The organism is Brevibacillus halotolerans, from assembly GCF_026891775.1.
GTDB lineage: Bacteria > Bacillota > Bacilli > Brevibacillales > Brevibacillaceae > Brevibacillus_B > Brevibacillus_B halotolerans.
On record NZ_JAPTNK010000013.1, the window covers coordinates 133,062 to 150,600 of the forward strand.

At 42.6% G+C, this 17,539-nt stretch carries 14 protein-coding genes and 2 riboswitches; of the genes, 11 read left to right on the forward strand and 3 right to left on the reverse strand.

What is annotated here, in order from left to right:
• Positions 1 to 217: 217 nt before the first annotated feature.
• The 6 genes from O0550_RS16775 (at position 218) to O0550_RS16800 (ending at position 5,611) form a co-directional block, all read left to right on the forward strand.
• Entirely contained in the window at positions 218 to 979 is a 762-nt protein-coding gene (locus O0550_RS16775) for a 5-oxoprolinase subunit PxpA (RefSeq protein WP_003337996.1), read from the forward strand.
• Positions 980 to 1,076: 97 nt separating this feature from the next.
• Entirely contained in the window at positions 1,077 to 2,540 is a 1,464-nt protein-coding gene (locus O0550_RS16780; protein ID WP_258426874.1) for an alpha/beta hydrolase domain-containing protein, read from the forward strand.
• Positions 2,541 to 2,756: 216 nt separating this feature from the next.
• Complete coding sequence (locus O0550_RS16785) at positions 2,757 to 4,598, forward strand: stalk domain-containing protein (protein ID WP_258426866.1); 1,842 nt, start codon at positions 2,757 to 2,759, stop codon at positions 4,596 to 4,598.
• 22 nt (positions 4,599 to 4,620) lie between these two features.
• Complete coding sequence (locus O0550_RS16790) at positions 4,621 to 5,118, forward strand: shikimate kinase (protein ID WP_258426867.1); 498 nt, start codon at positions 4,621 to 4,623, stop codon at positions 5,116 to 5,118.
• 52 nt (positions 5,119 to 5,170) lie between these two features.
• On the forward strand, positions 5,171 to 5,335 hold the full coding sequence (locus O0550_RS16795; protein WP_022585028.1) for a YqzE family protein: 165 nt from the start codon (positions 5,171 to 5,173) through the stop codon (positions 5,333 to 5,335).
• A gap of 15 nt (positions 5,336 to 5,350) precedes the next feature.
• Positions 5,351 to 5,611, forward strand: coding sequence for a YkuS family protein (locus tag O0550_RS16800; RefSeq protein ID WP_258426868.1), 261 nt, complete (start codon positions 5,351 to 5,353; stop codon positions 5,609 to 5,611).
• 56 nt (positions 5,612 to 5,667) lie between these two features.
• On the opposite strand, the gene O0550_RS16805 is transcribed toward O0550_RS16800, so the two are convergent.
• From O0550_RS16805 to O0550_RS16815, 3 genes are all read right to left on the reverse strand, one after another.
• Positions 5,668 to 6,537, reverse strand: coding sequence for a hypothetical protein (locus O0550_RS16805; RefSeq protein WP_258426869.1), 870 nt, complete (start codon positions 6,535 to 6,537; stop codon positions 5,668 to 5,670).
• 159 nt (positions 6,538 to 6,696) lie between these two features.
• The gene (locus tag O0550_RS16810) at positions 6,697 to 7,902 is read right to left on the reverse strand and encodes a YqhG family protein (protein WP_258426870.1); all 1,206 of its coding nucleotides are present in this window, start codon (positions 7,900 to 7,902) and stop codon (positions 6,697 to 6,699) included.
• 71 nt (positions 7,903 to 7,973) lie between these two features.
• A complete protein-coding gene (locus O0550_RS16815) occupies positions 7,974 to 9,677 on the reverse strand; it encodes a DEAD/DEAH box helicase (RefSeq protein WP_163244239.1) in 1,704 nt (567 codons plus the stop codon).
• Between the two features lie 227 nt (positions 9,678 to 9,904).
• Positions 9,905 to 10,002: riboswitch (glycine riboswitch) on the forward strand.
• A 4-nt stretch (positions 10,003 to 10,006) separates the two neighbouring features.
• Positions 10,007 to 10,089: riboswitch (glycine riboswitch) on the forward strand.
• 172 nt (positions 10,090 to 10,261) lie between these two features.
• Here O0550_RS16815 and gcvT point away from each other — a divergent pair.
• The 5 genes from gcvT (at position 10,262) to O0550_RS16840 (ending at position 17,292) form a co-directional block, all read left to right on the forward strand.
• On the forward strand, positions 10,262 to 11,365 hold the full coding sequence (gcvT, locus tag O0550_RS16820) for a glycine cleavage system aminomethyltransferase GcvT (RefSeq protein ID WP_258426875.1): 1,104 nt from the start codon (positions 10,262 to 10,264) through the stop codon (positions 11,363 to 11,365).
• Between the two features lie 36 nt (positions 11,366 to 11,401).
• Positions 11,402 to 12,757 carry an aminomethyl-transferring glycine dehydrogenase subunit GcvPA gene (gene gcvPA, locus O0550_RS16825; RefSeq protein WP_258426871.1) on the forward strand — a complete coding sequence of 452 codons (1,356 nt, stop codon included), beginning with the start codon at positions 11,402 to 11,404 and terminating at the stop codon, positions 12,755 to 12,757.
• A complete protein-coding gene (gene gcvPB / locus O0550_RS16830; RefSeq protein ID WP_181748871.1) occupies positions 12,750 to 14,216 on the forward strand; it encodes an aminomethyl-transferring glycine dehydrogenase subunit GcvPB in 1,467 nt (488 codons plus the stop codon). Before gcvPA ends, gcvPB begins: the two co-directional genes overlap by 8 nt.
• A 333-nt stretch (positions 14,217 to 14,549) precedes the next feature.
• Positions 14,550 to 16,259, forward strand: coding sequence for a methyl-accepting chemotaxis protein (locus O0550_RS16835; protein ID WP_003344209.1), 1,710 nt, complete (start codon positions 14,550 to 14,552; stop codon positions 16,257 to 16,259).
• A gap of 202 nt (positions 16,260 to 16,461) precedes the next feature.
• Positions 16,462 to 17,292: a lipoate--protein ligase family protein gene (locus O0550_RS16840; RefSeq protein WP_173645590.1), complete on the forward strand. Its 831-nt coding sequence runs from the start codon at positions 16,462 to 16,464 to the stop codon at positions 17,290 to 17,292.
• Positions 17,293 to 17,539: the final 247 nt, after the last annotated feature.

Genomic DNA, 17,539 nt, shown 5'->3' on the forward strand with positions numbered 1-17,539 from the left:
CAGTTCGTTGTGATGGGAAAAGTCTTTTTTATTCTTCTTCATGTTGTCCTGGTGAAGGCGCGAGTAAATAAAAAAGTGAACTTTGTTTCACTTTTTTGTAATTGGGCCACGTGGTATGATAAGGAAATAAGGTTTAAGGTAAGGTAAAATATTACAGCTTTGTTTGAATGCGCTTACAATTATATGGACAAAGAGAGAGCGAGGGGACAAAGACAGGATGAAACTAGATATTAACTGCGATATGGGAGAGATGTTTGGGCGTCATCGACTTGATGAAGATATGGGAATTTTACGCTGGATTACATCGGTAAATATTGCTTGTGGCTTTCACTCTGGGGACCCGCATGTGATATGCCGTACGGTTGAAGCAGCACTGAAGCAGGGTGTAAAAATAGGAGCACATCCCGGTTACCCTGACGTTCATGGGTTTGGTCGTCGTTCCATGAATTTGTCCATGCGCGAAGTATATGAGCTGGTGTTATATCAGGTGTCTGCTTTGGAAGGAATTACAAGAGCACTGGGAGGCACATTGCATCATGTGAAGCTGCATGGAGCTCTGTACAATGAAGCAGCGGAGCGGCCAGAATTAGCAGAAGCAGTTGTTCGCGCTATTACGGATATTCGAGAGGATTTAATCTTGTACGCATTATCAGGAAGCTCGTTGGTTCAGGTCGGTCTAGAGCATGGGCTGTATGTGGCGGAGGAAGTATTTGCAGATCGAGCATACCTGCCGAATGGGCGATTAGCCCCCCGTGAATTGGAAGGAAGCATTTTAATTAGCAAGGAGGAGCAATTGCAACAGGCAAGTCAGCTCGTAAAAGAACAACGGGTACGAACGGTAGATGGCAGTGTCATTGAATTAGCCGCAGATACGCTTTGCATTCATAGAGAAAGTCCTGATTGCATACATGTTCTAAAGGAATTGCATCGTTGGGCGCAGCAAAACGAGGTTTGTCTAGAGGCGGTTGCTGTGTGTTAATTTAGAAAAGGGCGACTTAGGTCGCCTTTCTAGCCACGGGGTGATATTTCTGAAAAATAAGTTAATTCATTCTTTACGGCATACATTATTGAAAACGATGGCTCCTTTTATAGGAGGTGGAAGTAGCCCTTCGTCCCTTTTTATTCCAGATGCCCGCAATGTTACAGTGAAAACCTTTGATGGCAAAGCAGGGAATTGGCTTACTACCAAAAATCCTGTTCAATACCAAGCAGCTATTGTGCAAGGAAATGATAGCTTAGTTCCCTTAGCGTGGGGGGACCCGATGCAGGGGACGGGCTGGTATCACATGTATAAGCCGGGAGAGATTACAGGAAAGCAGATCAATGGCATGCTAGACGATGCCAAATTTCTGATCCGTATCCCAGATGATTGGAATGGAAAATTAGTGGTGGCTGGAGTACCGGCGACACGTAATGAAACATCAACCGATTTATTATTCAGTGATTATGTTCTAGGACAAGGCTACGCTTTTGCGGCTATTGATAAAGGAACTCAGGGGAAGTGTGATCCAAATGATCCGTTAGCAAAAGTGAAGAATGCACTGATAGCAAAGGACGACAGCATAGCGAAATGGCATAGGTGCTTTCGACAGGTAACAAAAGTAGCTCAGGATTACTTAACCACTCATCATCAAGAGCAGTTGATTTCCAGCAAGGACGACCGCAATCCGGCTCATGGTTTACTGACTGAACATCATCGGGTTCCTACCTATGCTATGGGGATTTCTAACGGTGGCTATGTAGTGAGGTATGCACTGGAACATGATGATCCCCAATTAACGGGAGAGCCAGCTCTATTTGATGGAGGACTAGAGCTGGAAGGGGTGATGTGGCAAGCAGAGGCTCCGAATTTGATTAGCTCGCTCACCACCGTTGTACAACATGCCTATGCTGCCATATATGGCACAGGGGACGGACAAAAGCAGGCACGCACATGCATCTATGAGGCTGGAATGCCAGTAGGCTCTGAAAAATTATGGGCATATTATGATCAGCTCTATTGGTTTGTTAGCCTAAATATTTATCGAGATAAGTTTGATCCCACCGCTCCTAATCGCTTGGCTTGGCAGGATTATCTCTACTATGATCAAACCGGCCTGCGTGACCGAAGCTATGACCATATTTTTGCTTCTTATGATTATAAAAAAAGACCTACATCGGTCAAACAAGCAGTTCAGCCAATTGCAAATACAGGCCGGATACACACGCCGCTTATTTCAGTTGCTGGAACGTGGGACGCTTTGATTTTTCCCGATCTGCATGCAAAGGCTTATGCAAAATTAATCCAGCAGGCAGGGCAAGCGAGTAAGCATCGGTTGTACATGATTGAACAAGCGAATCATGTGGACGGTCTGGTTTGGAGCAAGGTTGATCCTGAGCATGAATTACAGCCAATGCTACCTTATGCACACCAATGTTTTGATTTATTGGTCGAATGGGTGGAAAAAGGAATAAGTCCTCCAGCTAGTAAAAGCATATCAACCCCACTTTATCCAGCGCATGTAATTGATGTAGTGACTGGAGAAGAAAGGGAACCATAGGGGTGAGATGAAAAATATCAGTAACAAAGAAACGCAGCGTATTTCCTGTCCGTATGCAGGTTTATTCTGCGTTTCTTCTTATTTTTTAGAAATGATGCCACACAGTAGAAATCGACTATGTTACAATCTGTAAAGAAGTTTCTTGCATTAGCCGATTGTACCAGTAGAGGAATTATTATTCAGCTTTGGCTTGGGAAGTAGTGGGGAGAGTTCTACATGAAAGCAATACATAAGAAAAGTTTAGCAGTATGTGTAGGTTTATTGATGTGCTTTGCAGCGATGGGAGCCTACATGAAATTACCTGAGATTAAGGAGTTTTTATCCTCTTTACAATCTGATTCTTTATTTTATAACAGTACAACCTCAGTAGATCCGTTTCGTAAAGAAGAGTTGTTACCGCCAGTAGTCAAAGAACTTAATCCTTCTTATACAATTAAGGCATCTTTATTGCCTGATCAAGCAACAATAGCAGGAACGGTTACTATGACTTTTGATAATCCACAGACGGAGAAGCTCTATCTGTATTATTACGGTTATAAATGGAGCAGCAACAAAATTTCCGCCATTCGCTGGAAAGGAAAAAGTATGTCCTATAACCGGCGCGATCCTGTCCTTGTGTTGGATAACCCAGCTAAAAACGAAACACGAACACAGCTAGAAGTGGTTTTTGAAACAAAGGTTCCACGTGGGCCAACTCGCTTTGGTGTTCATCAAGGAATTTGGACCTTAACACATTGGTACCCGATGCTTGGAGCTATGGATCAGCAGAAGCGCTGGTATGAGCCTCCACAGGTCATCGGATATGGTGACCCTTACATTTATCATTATGCCGATTATGAAGTCGATATGGTCGCTCCCTCTTCATTTAATTGGGTAACTTCATGGGGAAGAGGAAAGAAATCCAGTAATGAAGGTGGCCGATCTACTTATCATTTTACAGGGAAAAAGCTACTTAATTTTACAATGGTAGGCAGTCCATTATACAAAGTTGAAACGGTCAAAATCTCCCCAAATCTAACAGTGGATATTGGGTCGACAGATGTAACTCATTTGGCAAAATTAAAGGAGATTGCTACTCAGGTTCTGCCGATTTACAGCAAATTAATGGGCGAGCTTCCTTATCCTCGAATTGGTATAGCAGAGACAGGAGATGACACAGTCTATGCTATGGAATACGCGAATATGGCTATTATCGCCAAGCATAAGGTTAACAGCAATCAGGTAGAGCATTGGTTACCGCATGAGTTAGCTCATTTGTGGTGGTACAATTCTGTTGAAAATATTGAGCCATATACAGGATGGATGGACGAAGGATTAGTGGAGGCGAGTGTTACCTTTTATTATCGGGAACGCTATGGAGAAAAAGCCGCGGCCAAAATATTAGCGGAGTATCAGGCGGAGGCGAATAGGCTGGCAAAAGCTTATCCATATGGGAAACTTTCGAATCACCTGACACAGTTTAAGGATTACTATGAATTTGATTGGACTTGGTATTCCAATGCGGCCTTACTGTTCGATAATTTACGAAAACAACTGGGGGACCAATTATTCTTTGACTTTTTAAAACGGGTGCAAAGCAATTACCAGCATAAAGTCATTGGTCCAGAGCATTTGGATCAGGCGTTAGGTCAAATCTTAGGAGCTGAGGCCCAGTATTTTGTTCCAAATGTCCACAAACAAAATCAAAAGAGCTTTATCCCAATTGCTGCGGAGTATTATGTGAATATCATTATAGGTCAAACTCATTTTTATCCAGCTACAAGGGGACGCATCCGTAATCATGTAGTTTATTTGCCCCTCCGCGAAACCTTGGAGCAGTTAGGTTTTAAGGTAACGTCGGATCAGGCCAACCGTACAATACGAGCAGAGTCAAAGCGTAACGTCATTGTTTTCCATGAAAAATCAGATCGTTATGTTTTAAATGGAATTGAACAGAAAATGCCGGTTCCTTTGTTAGAGTGGCACGCACGCAGCTTATTCCCACTTGCTTTGCTAAACGAGGGCTTAGGGTACCGAGTAACTTATCAGAAGGAAAAGCGGACGGTCACCATTCAATAATAGTGACGAGGGGAAAAACACCATGCAATCAACCAATATTATTCTCATTGGATTTATGGGAACAGGTAAATCAACAGTAGGTGAACAACTCGCACAGCGGCTACATTATGAGCGATGTGATCTAGATGAAGAAATCGCCAAAGCAACGGGGAAAACAATCCCCCAAATTTTTGCCGAGGATGGCGAAGAGATATTTAGACAGCTTGAGACGAATGTGTTACGTCAATTGGTTGACGGAAATCGTCGCGTGATAATCACGGGTGGCGGAGCGGTGTTGCGACCTGAGAACGTTCAGGTAATGCTTCAGCATGGACGAGTAGTAGCCCTTACTGCTTGCGAGCAGGAGATTATTCGCCGTGTTGAACGAGATCAGAATCGGCCACTTCTTCAAGGAAATGTGAAGGAAAAAGTACGAGAACTGCTACAAGCACGCGCAGGGGCATACGATTTTGCTCCTATTCAAATCGATACAACTGGGAAAACGATAGAAGAAATTGTCGATGAAATAACCACCGCATAACGATTTAAATTGCTCTTCTTAGGCAACACTAATGCCAAGGGAGGGATGCGCGATGTCATCGCAAGAATACGTAAAGTATATGACCAAGCGCTTTGTGCAATATTTGGAGACTCCTAAGGAAGAGCGTCGGCGACAACGTGAAGTGCCGCGCGAACCCTGGTCCTCTAAATGGTTTGGCGCAATCCCGATGTCCATCAAGCTATTATTCAAAAAATAACATCTGGGGGTTCTTATGCCAAAAGTAGCCGTAGAAAAAACATTATCCCATGTAAACTCGATGCTACGCAGTAATGGTTTTGATGTGGTTGAATTGGGAAATTGGCAACAGATGGTAGATGCTGTAGTCATTACAGGTATGGATGAAAACTTGATTGGAGATCAGTCCAAGAGTATTGCAGGAGCGCCTGTTATCAATGCAGAGGGCATGACACTGGATGAAATTTTTCATCAGGTAAATGAGCGCTGTTCTCCTGTTGATGATGGTTTTCGCTGAATAAAGGTCAAAACGGTGGTATTCTCTCACATGAAAGGAGAGAAACCACCGTTTTGCTATTTTACATGGTTTGATGAAGTGTGTACGATACTTCCCACTTGTTCAATATAAGAGTAAGGTAAGAAACGCAACCCCGAGTCCCAGACACCTATGTACGTTTCGTTATCCCAGAGGTGAACGGTTCCGATAGTAAAAGGAGCCATCACTTCTTTTTCGAACAAATCGGCAGTAATAACAATCGGTTCATTTGGTTTTTGAGTGAGCAAGTAGGTTAGCTCTTGTTTTGGCGTAGTGGGACGATTCACTCTTGCGGTTAACCAGTCAATACGGGAAAAAGGGTCCGTTTCCGTAGATAGCAACGTCCGGCTCAAAGTTAGTTGAGCCTCTTTATCTACTAATTTTTGACGAGCGATACGATGCATAACGGATGGATCAGGCTTGAGTCGAGACGGAAACTTTTCGCCGGATTTCGCATCGATATATTCATGTGTATCTGCTATCGGTATGCGCCAATACGATGTGAAGCCATCATAATATAATTCTGCTTTCTCATCTTTTGGTGCTAGCTTTTGATCAAACAATGTATATTCACCCAGTCCGTATTCCATCAAAACAAATTCAGGAGTTACTTGGTTTGCTGTCTCCTGTGACTCGGTGACAATCATATAGCCAAGGGGTTTGTCTTTTTCCTTTATCGTGACCAGCCATTCATGCGAACCAGGACCTAATGCTTGGATTTCAATGCTAGCTTGTTTCCAGGCTTTGAACTGACTATCCTTTTCTTCTAATTTTTTCATCCAAGTCTGAATGTGTTGGGTAAAAGCTGCGGTCCATGGACCTTCTTGTGCAGCATGCGCTTGAGAAGAGGGAAGCGAGAATAAGAGGAGTAGCAACAAGAATCGGCTCGCTAGTGAACGTAGTTTCATACACTGAGACACCATCCCTTCGTAGGTTACGTTACCTATTGTAACCAAATGCCATCAAAAGATTTGTTGGTTGCTGTCAGCTCTCCTCTATATTTCTTCGCTGTTGTTTTACAAATTTCTGGGCTATGTAGAATCAGGTCTAACTAAGCAACGCACCGATTAGATTGGTGGCAAATTAAATAAATAAAACAAGCCACCATTAATAAGCTTTACGTCGACACGCGGTTCATATTGCCAGCGTAATTCGCTGATACGTCGCTCTTTTTCCTCCTCGATACTACTTGCTTTCCATTCCTCTTGTTCGACTTGCTCCTTTGGTGTTTCTTGTATGCCATTTATTCGTAGAAAATCAAGAATACGTCCACCCTTTTGTAAATGATCCTGCATCGTTGCAGGGGATTGCGAGAGTGTGACAGGGATCGATTCGTCAGCGATAGGTGTCGGACGCTTCACCGAGAGCAAATGCCCCAATGGAGAAGGGGAATCCGTGTGAAGAACCGGAGTTTCGCTTGTTTCACCTTGTATATTCTTATCGATTTGACTCTTTGCCTGTGGAGTAGGGGTTATAACGGAAGGATTTGAGGCCTCTTCTAAATCGGCTTCTCCAGTAGCTTCTTCTTTAGAAGGTGTTTTTGAAGCCTTAGCCTCCTCCCGCTCTTGCTCTAGTGCCGCATGCTTGTAATATTCCTCTAAGATATCTAACTCCTCCTGAAGACGAAGGCGAGCTTGGTCAGCCCAGGAATGATCTTGATTATCTAAAAAATGGTACACTTCACTTTTAGCCATCTCAATAGCTTGGGGAATGTCCAGACGGCGATCCAATGTATAAAAATAATCAGGTATAGCAGGAGTAAGCTGTAACCGCTTGAGAAACGGGTAAAAATCCTGAACCACTCGCGCTTGATGTAGATTTATCCCGAGAGAAAGAAGGAAATCGCGTTTTTTGTCACAGATAAAAGAAACTTTTATATTTAAATGGAGCCAAGGAGTTAACGCTGTCGATCTTCGTGTCGACATACTTGCTTTTTGCAAGATACCCTTTGGAGTTTCGTACATACAAACAAAGCGTCCGTGCTTGTAGGTAGATTCAAAGATTTGCTGAAGCCGTTTTGAACCAAAATGAATATGCTCAGCCCGAAGCTCCTTTGGAATCTCCGTCTGAGGAAAATATAGGGTGAGGTGGAGTGGCTGAGGAGCGATATTCATTTTCTCCACCCAAGACCAGTAAAATGGGCGATTCCCGATATCCTTATCTACATCCTCTGGTAATTTTACAGTGACATAGTCTGGATGGTTCTCAACTACGTGTGACTGAAAGGCTGCAAAATACTTTTCTACGAATTCCCGTACTTCCGTCTGTTGCATGAGGGGGAACTTCCTTTCTCGATAAGTGATGAAGGTGTGAGAATTTCCTGTACCACCGGTTGCAAAGGTGCTTATGATTGCGGAAGGGATTGTGGGTGTTTATGCAGCTCTTTGTTTTGGCGTAGAGAGCGAAGCACACTGCCCATATTATCCATTTTTAATGCCATTTCTTTATTGGAGCGGGAATCCATAATGATTTCTACAAGACTTTGCTCCAAGGATTTTGTTAAAGCAAGACGTTCTACTATATCATCTAGCTCGCCAATAACCATTTCAAATAGATCAATTTTTTCATATAGCAGGCGAAGAATATGTTCTTCGATCGTATCGGTGGTGGATAAGTTATAGATAAAAACATCCTTTTTTTGACCGAGTCGATGAACACGTCCGATTCTTTGTTCGATGCGCATTGGATTCCAGGGCATGTCATAATTGATAACGTGATTGCAAAATTGCAGGTTAATTCCTTCCCCGCCAGCTTCAGTAGCAATGAGTACCTGTGCTCGGTTTTGAAACAAGTCCGTCATCCAATCCTTTTTACTACGCTTAAAGCCTCCCCTGAAAGGCACCGATGTAATACCGTTTTCGCTTAAATATTTTTGTAAATAGTTTTGCGTAGCACGATATTCGGTAAAGATGATCACCTTGTCATTGATTTGTTTTAATAGCTCTACGGTTTTTGTCGCTTTGGAATGCGTCTTAATTTGCTTGATCATATCGACTAAACGCATGATTTCCGCCCGTTTCGGAGAGGCCTCGGGAGCTTTTTGATGCATATGATATAACGTCATGAAGGCAGCTTCACGACTTGAGCATACCTCTCGTTGCAAGGTTAATAAAGCTAGAGCATTGACTTTTCCCGTCTCCTGCTGATATCTTTCCTTGACGAATTGAGTAACGCCATCATAAAGCGCACGCTCCTCAACAGATAACTCAATCGGGATAGATTGAACACGGCGCGGAGTAAAATGAACTCCTCCGTCACTGCGGCGATTGCGGATCATGATTTTTTTGATTTCCGTTTGCAATTTACCACTGTTCTTAGCTTGGCGTTTGCCATCTACATAGGTGGATGAGAAGGACTGCGTATGCCCTAAATGCCCAGGACGAAGTAAATTGATCAGATTATAGAGTTCATCCATCTCGTTTTGAATAGGAGTGGCAGTCAGCAGCAGACAATATTTTTTCTTAATTTCTTTCACGAACTGATAATTTTTCGTCCGTTTATTTTTTAGCTTATGTGCCTCATCAATGATTAACATATCATAATCAATATCAAGCACATGCCGACGGTGAGGGTCCCGTTTAGCAGTATCAATGGAGGCCACAACCACATCATATTGGCGCCACATGTACTCCTTCTTTTGTGGCATGGCTGGGATGCCGAATTTTTGATTAAGCTCCTTGGTCCATTGTATGACAAGGGAAGCGGGTACAAGGATCAGAATTTTTTTGGCTAATCCGCGTACCATATACTCTTTCATTATGAGTCCTGCTTCAATTGTTTTACCTAGCCCTACTTCATCGGCCAAAATAGCCCGACCCCTCATCTGATTTAGAACGCGATTAGCGGTTTCGATTTGATGAGGGAAGGGTTCTACATAAGGGAGGTATTTTAAACATTGAAGCTGATCAAAATCAGTTACTGCCAATGCCTCCTCTGCCTGTAATGCGAGCTGAAACAACTCCCATTTATTCCAAGGCCCATCCTGCTGAATTAATTCTTCCAAAGGGGCAACCCAGCTCGTATCGAAAGAAAGTGAGAAATTCGTCATACATGGTATCTCCCTTCTTACTATCTTAAAATCCCAAGGTAAATCTATTTAAAAAACGAACATTTTTATGATGTAAGCGTTTTAATGTTAATAAATAATTGCTGTTTTGCAAATTTCTGTTTTCTTCTTTCCAAAGTCATGTTAGGATAAAGGAGACAGACAGGAAGACACGTTATAGTATGCGTTTCTTCCATAGATTTTATGTACAATAACCCTTCTTTTGCGAATGAAGGTAGTAGGGAGAGACTGCGAGTATCATCTGTGCAGCGCCGAAGGAGCAAACCAGGAATGGTGAATCTCTCAGGCAAAAGAACCTCTACTGGACGCACCTCTGGAGAGAGCTTTTTTCATAGAAGCCACCAAAGGGGAAACCTACTTACCAGTAGGGTAACTCTCAGGTACCGGGACAGAGAGCTTGGAGAGCGGGCGCTTATTTGCGTTGGCTGTTACAGGTTCGCTGTCTTTTTTTGTGCTATCAAAAATGATCATGATGCAAAAAAAGATAGGAAAAGAGCAACAAGACTCTGCCGGCGCCAAGTTTCGTTTAGGTGAAAAACAAAGAGATGAAGAAAGCGAGTGGTTACATGTCAAAGCTGAAGCAAACGCCATTGTATCCGATCTATGCTACACACGGGGCCAAAACCATTGATTTTGGCGGCTGGGACCTTCCTGTTCAATTTAGTAGCATCACGCAAGAACACGAAGCGGTTCGTACAAAAGCAGGCCTATTTGATGTATCCCACATGGGTGAAGTGGAAGTAAAAGGGGAAGGTGCCCTGTATTATTTACAACGCTTGACTACGAACGATGTATCTAAACTAGAGGACGGTCAGGCTCAATATGCAGCGATGTGTTATCCAGATGGTGGTACTGTTGATGACTTAATCATTTATAAAAAACGAGATCATGATTACTTGCTAGTAATTAACGCTGGCAATATTGATAAGGATTTTGTTTGGATGCAGGAAAATCTAACAGAAAATGTCACTGTTACAAATATTTCATCCCAAATAGCACAGCTTGCGATTCAAGGTCCGCTTGCTGAAACGATTCTACAGAAAATGACGGATGTGAACCTCAAGGAGATCGGGTTCTTCCAATTTAAAGAAAACGTTTCCATTGATGGGATTACTGCGCTAGTATCGCGTAGTGGTTATACGGGAGAGGATGGCTTTGAACTGTACGTGGATCAAGCTGATGCCATTGAGCTATGGGGAAAATTATTGGTAAATGGCAAAGAGGATGGCTTGGTTCCATGCGGATTAGGTGCACGTGATACCTTACGCTTTGAAGCTAAGCTACCATTATACGGTCAAGAGCTATCCCAGAACATTACGCCAATCGAAGCGGGTATTGGTTTTGCAGTTAAAGTAGATAAAGATGTGCCAAGCATTGGACATGACGTGTTGCTGGAGCAAAAAACGAACGGGGCTTTACGCAAGCTAGTTGGATTAGAAATGATTGATCGTGGTATTCCTCGCACACATTATCCAGTATTTGTTGGTGATGAACAGATTGGAGAGGTTACTACTGGGACACAATCGCCTACTTTGAAAAAGAATGTAGGTCTGGCGTTGATTCAAACTGCTCATGCTACTATCGACAATGAGGTAGAAGTAGAGATACGTGGAAAACGCCTGCGTGCTAAAATTATCGCCACTCCATTTTATAAACGACCTAAAAAGTAAGGAATTCGAGAAGTTAAATCAGAGGGGGAACCATCCGTGACATATCGTTATCTACCAACTACGGAGCAAGATAAGAAAGAGATGCTGGAATTTCTGGGTGTTTCCAGCGTGGATGAATTGTTTTCCGATATACCTGAAGAAGTACGTTTTCCAAGAGAATTAGCAATAGACGAAGCGCTATCTGAGCCAGATCTAGTAAAATTCATGGGCGGATTAGCTTCGAAAAATGCTAACTTTACAACTCATGTAAACTTTTTAGGAGCTGGGGTGTACCAGCATTATACGCCAAGCACCGTTAACCATATGTTATTGCGTGGTGAGTTTTTTACTGCTTATACTCCGTACCAACCCGAAATCAGCCAAGGGGAGCTACAGGCAATCTTTGAGTTTCAAACAATGGTTTGTGAACTCACAGGCATGGAGGTAGCCAATTCCTCAATGTATGACGGGTATACTTCGATGGCGGAAGCAGCAATGATGGCGGCTGGTCATAAAGGGAAGCCACGTGTTATTGTCTCCAAGACAGTCCATCCAGAAACACGCGCGGTCCTTGCAACCTATGCATATGGTCAACAAGTAGAGGTAGTTGAAGTAGACTTCACCGAGGAGGGTGTCACTAATTTATCGCAGCTACAGGCTGCTTTAGAGGTGGAAACAGCCGCCGTATTGGTTCAATACCCTAACTTTTTTGGTAGCGTAGAGGATTTACGGGCAATTGAACAGCTTACTCATGAAAAAGGGGCTCTTCTTATTGTCTCCTCCAATCCAGTTGCACTTGGCTTATTAGAAGCACCAGGAAAATTAGGAGCAGACATCGTGGTCGGCGATATGCAACCGTTCGGAATTCCAGTGTCCTTTGGAGGTCCGCACTGCGGATATTTTGCTACAACTTCCAAATTAATGCGGAAAATGCCAGGCCGTATTGTGGGTCAGACCAAGGATGAGGATGGCAAACGTGGTTTTGTACTCACCCTTCAAGCACGTGAGCAGCATATTCGTCGCGAAAAAGCGACTTCTAATATTTGTTCCAATCAAGCCTTGCTAGCGCTGGCTTCTTCGATCGCGTTAACTGCACTTGGTAAACAGGGGGTGCAGGAAATGTCACAAATGAACCTGCATAAAGCCCATTATGCGAAACAGGTGCTGGACCAGCTAGACGGTGTAGAAAATGTATTTACAGCTCCATTTTTTAATGAATTTGTTATCAAGTTGCCAATAGCTGTAGCTGATGTGAATCGTAGCTTGCTACAAAAAGGCATCATTGGCGGTTATGATCTGGGTCTCGCTTATCCGGAGCTTGCCAACCATATGCTGATCGCCGTGACAGAGCTAAGAACCAAAGCAGAAATTGATCAGTTGGCAAAAGAATTGGAGGCGATCCTACATGCGTAACGATAAACAAAAAGAGATCATTTTTGAAATGAGCAAGCCAGGACGTGTAGCTTATAGCTTACCAAAAAATGATGTTCCTGAAGCTGAGATCTCCTCTTATTTTCCAGAGCATTTGATCAGAAAAACGCCAGCAGAATTGCCAGAAGTCTCCGAGTTACAATTAGTGCGCCATTATACCGAACTATCGCGTCGGAATCATGGTATTGACAATGGATTCTATCCGTTAGGCTCTTGCACGATGAAGTACAATCCAAAAATTAATGAAGATATTGCTCGTTTTGCAGGATTTGCTCAGGTACATCCTTATCAACCGGAGGAATCGGTGCAAGGTTCACTAGAATTATTATATAATCTACAAAATGAGCTGGCTGAAATCACAGGCATGGACGCTGTGACCTTACAACCTGCGGCAGGTGCAGCAGGAGAATGGACAGGGTTGCTATTGATTCGGGCTTATCATGAAAGCCGGGGAGAAAAGCGTACAAAGGTCATCGTGCCAAACTCTGCCCATGGTACAAATCCCGCCTCTGCAACGATCGCGGGATTGGAAACAATCACAATTCCATCCGATGAACGTGGACTTGTTGATATTGAAGCTTTGCGTCAGGTAGTAGGACCAGATACGGCAGCCTTGATGCTCACGAATCCAAATACATTAGGTCTATTCGAAGAAAATATTGTGGAAATGGCTCAGATCGTACATGAAGCGGGTGGAAAACTATACTATGACGGAGCGAATGCAAACGCCATTTTAGGAATTGCTCGCCCGGGCGATATGGGCTTTGATGTTGTGCATTTGAATTTGCATAAAACCTTCACAGGTCCTCACGGTGGCGGTGGTCCAGGAGCAGGTCCGGTTGGCGTAAAAGAAGATTTGATTCCATTCCTGCCAAAACCAATGGTGAAGAAGACGGATGAAGGCACTTTTACACTCGATTACAATATCCCAGCTTCCATTGGCCGAGTAAAAGGTTTTTATGGCAACTTTGGCATATTGGTTCGCGCTTACAGCTATATACGCACGATGGGACCAGATGGATTGCTACAGGTGTCTCAAAACGCTGTGTTAAACGCTAACTATATGATGCGTAAGTTAGCTCCTGCATTTGAGTTACCTTTTGATCGAGTGTGTAAGCATGAATTTGTTCTCTCTGGCGTTCGTCAGAAGAAATTAGGAGTACGTACGCTTGATATGGCTAAGCGTTTACTAGATTTCGGCTATCATCCACCTACAATCTACTTCCCATTGATTGTGGATGAATGCTTAATGATTGAACCAACTGAGACAGAAAGCAAGGAAACTCTTGATGAATTCATCGAGGTGCTCCTGCAGATTGCCAAAGAATGCGAAGAAAATCCAGAATTGGTTCAAGAAGCACCTCATACAACGGTAGTAAAACGACTTGACGAAGCAACAGCAGCAAGAAAACCAATCTTGCGCTACCAGCCTGAAGCTTAAAGATTTATATGTTGGATCAAACATCCCGTGTCCTCTACAGGTTACACGGGATGTTTTTGTATAAGCTCCTCATTAACGAGTAGGAGCTTTTTGTTATTTCCAAAAAGGGATATGCTGGTTTACGGGTAAAGAAAAGCGACATTTTTAAAAGTAATATGTTTGATACTAAAGTGCTGATTCTCCCCATTTGCTGTGGGAAAATCGGTTGTTTTTGGTGTCGAGATATCCGGTAGTTCAATAATAGTTCTTAAATTTGTAACATATTTATCATTTATTTTAATACTTTCGTCCGATATAAAAGTGTAAAGGAATGACTGGAGGGAATCATACCGAATGAAAGTATTTAATATTTGTAAGAAAATTAGCCTAGTGACCAATATTCGTATCCTTGTTGCGATTGGTTTATTGTTCAGCTTGATTATGAGTGGGCTAGGAATGTATTTTATGAAAGATATTAATGATTCATCTACGTTAATTAATCGAAATGTCGTAGATCCATTAGTGAAAGCCAATAATTTACGCTCAGACTTTTATAAGCTAAGATTTGCTGTTCTGCAAACCATAAGTGAGTATGATGCAAAAAATTATGACGAGATTGATAAGCTGTACAATACTGTTTTAGCTTCGGAAGCGGATTACTTTACGAATCGGGAAGAAAATGAGTTTGACCGAGAAAAGAAGATGCAGATTGATCAATTATTACGTAGCTATTTTGAAAATTGGGTGACGATTCGCGATACGTATTTAAAGGCAAACAACCCAGTTCTGCAAGATGTTAAGCAGACCTTTGCCGAGTATGCGATTAAGTTGGATAATAATATAAATGATCTCATTCTTTACTTAACAACAAATGGAGACAAGCTAGACTCAGATGCAACAGAAAAATATGAGAACGCATGGAGCTACTATGCTATTTTAATGGGATCTGTTATTTTTATTGTCGTTTTGGTATCATATATACTTTCTACTTCCATTAATAATTCAGCTAAAGAAATGATTCAGTACTGTGAAGAATTTGGAAAAGGGAATCTTACCATTAAGATTGAGGAAGCTGACAATACGGAGTTTGGTAGAATGAGAGGGGCATTGGCGAATGCCGTTGTAAATACCTCAGCAATGATTGATACTGTACAACGAAAATCAGATGACTTAACAAAGGCTTCACATAATTTAAGTGCTATATCGGAGCAGCTAAGTGCGGCGTTTGAAATCGTCTCACAATCTGTCCATGAAACCTCTACTGGGGTGGGAGAACAAACCAGAGACCTAGTAGCGATCGCAGAAACTATGGCTGAATTTGGCGAACAGCTAACGGAAATTGTCCAATCTATTCAAGTAGTCGATGGATTAACTCGCGATATTCAAGACGTAGCACGCGAAAGCGACATACATATGAATAAAGCTGCTCAATCTGTGGAGCATACCAATGAAGTCTTCTTAGGACTAATTAGAAATATCACGAAAGTAAATGAGAATGTAAACAAGATTGATGAATTTACAGGTTTAATTAATACAATAGCGGATCAGACTAATTTATTAGCCTTAAATGCAGCAATTGAATCGGCGCGTGCTGGTGAACATGGAAAGGGCTTTGCTGTAGTAGCAAATGAGGTGAGAAAGCTAGCAGAACAATCCCGCATTTTCTCCCAACGCATTAGTGACCAGATTGGAACGATTTCTAAGGATTCCGAGCATATGCTACAAACAGCAGATGAGATGCAGATGGAAATGTATACGCAGAAGAACGATATTGCTAATGCATTGCATTCCTTTGCCAACATTACAAAAGCTGTAGAAGATATCGGACCGAAAATTCATCATCTAAGTCAAAGCGCCGGCCATATCCTTCAAGAAAAAGAAACTATTTCTGCAAGAGTAGAAAATAGTACGGCCGTTGCGGAAGAAATATTTGCGAAAACAGAAGAGATTGCCAGCACTTCTGAACAAACAACAGCTTCCTCACAGGAAGTGGCTACGACAGCAGAGGTTATGTCAGAAATGACCAATGATATGCAGGCGGTAATGAACAAATTTAAAGTATAAATGTAATCAGGAAATATAGATAGAGACAGGCGCTCGACAGTTGGCGCTTGTCTCTTACTCTATAGAAGCCTTACAATGAGGAGTGTACTATGTCTAAGCAGCGTTGTTTGCGACAGATATAGAGTGCGAGCAGTCCTCATTAACAAGATTGCTCCCAGCCGCTTGATTGGACGTAGATATATGGGAGGTATTTAGCATGGAAATGGAAAAATGGCGTTATGTGGTGACTCCGCCTATGTCACCTGAAATGAATATGGCAATTGACGAAGCCATTTTAACTTTGCACAGCCAAGGAAAAGTACCGCCTACCGTTCGTTTTTATACATGGAACCCGGCGACTCTCTCTATCGGTTATTTTCAAAAAATGGAAAAAGAGATCAATATTGATGAAGTGAAGCGCCTTGGACTTGGATTGGTTCGACGCCCGACAGGAGGACGAGCAGTCCTTCATGATGCTGAGCTTACCTATAGTGTGATAGTATCCGAAGACCATCCGCAGATGCCAAAAAGCGTCACAGAAGCTTATAAGGTAATTTCCATGGGCTTATTACATGGATTTCAGAAGCTAGGGTTAAAAGCAGAGATGGTGTCGCTTGCTACAGAGGAGGAGAAGGCAAAATATAATTCTCCAGGCTCGTCTGCATGCTTTGATTCCCCTTCCTGGTATGAATTAGTGGTAGAAGGAAAAAAAGTAGCAGGGAGCGCACAAACACGTCAGAAGGGTGTTATCCTACAGCATGGCTCCATCTTGTTGGATATGGATGTTGATTTGCTATTTTCTCTGTTAACCTTCCCGAGTGAACGTGTCAAGGAACGGATGATGAATAGCTTTAAACAAAAAGCCGTTACGATAAACGAAGTAAGCTCAAAACCTATTTCTTTAGAAGAAGCGATTGAAGCCTTTTATCAAGGGTTTGCCGAGGGTCTGGGCATTGAGCTTATCCCGATGGATTTGACAGCTGAAGAGCAGCAATTGGCGAAAGAATTAGCGGAAAATCGTTATCGTACGGATGAATGGAATTTCCGCCGATAGAAGCACCTGAAGCCACTTTTCTTGATCTATGGTCAAACACAATGAAGCTTTTGGAGAAAATAAACATAAGCGGAAGCAAAAAAATACTGTAGGCGTAAGAAAAAGCCGTTCCCTCAAACATGGGACTGACCCCATAACGTGAGACAAATCAAAACACCTTCAAGAGAATGCAACCATGTCGTAAGATATGGAAGTAACCTGGAGGTGTTTTTTCTTTGGCAACGAGAGTGAGTTACCCTATGGAAAT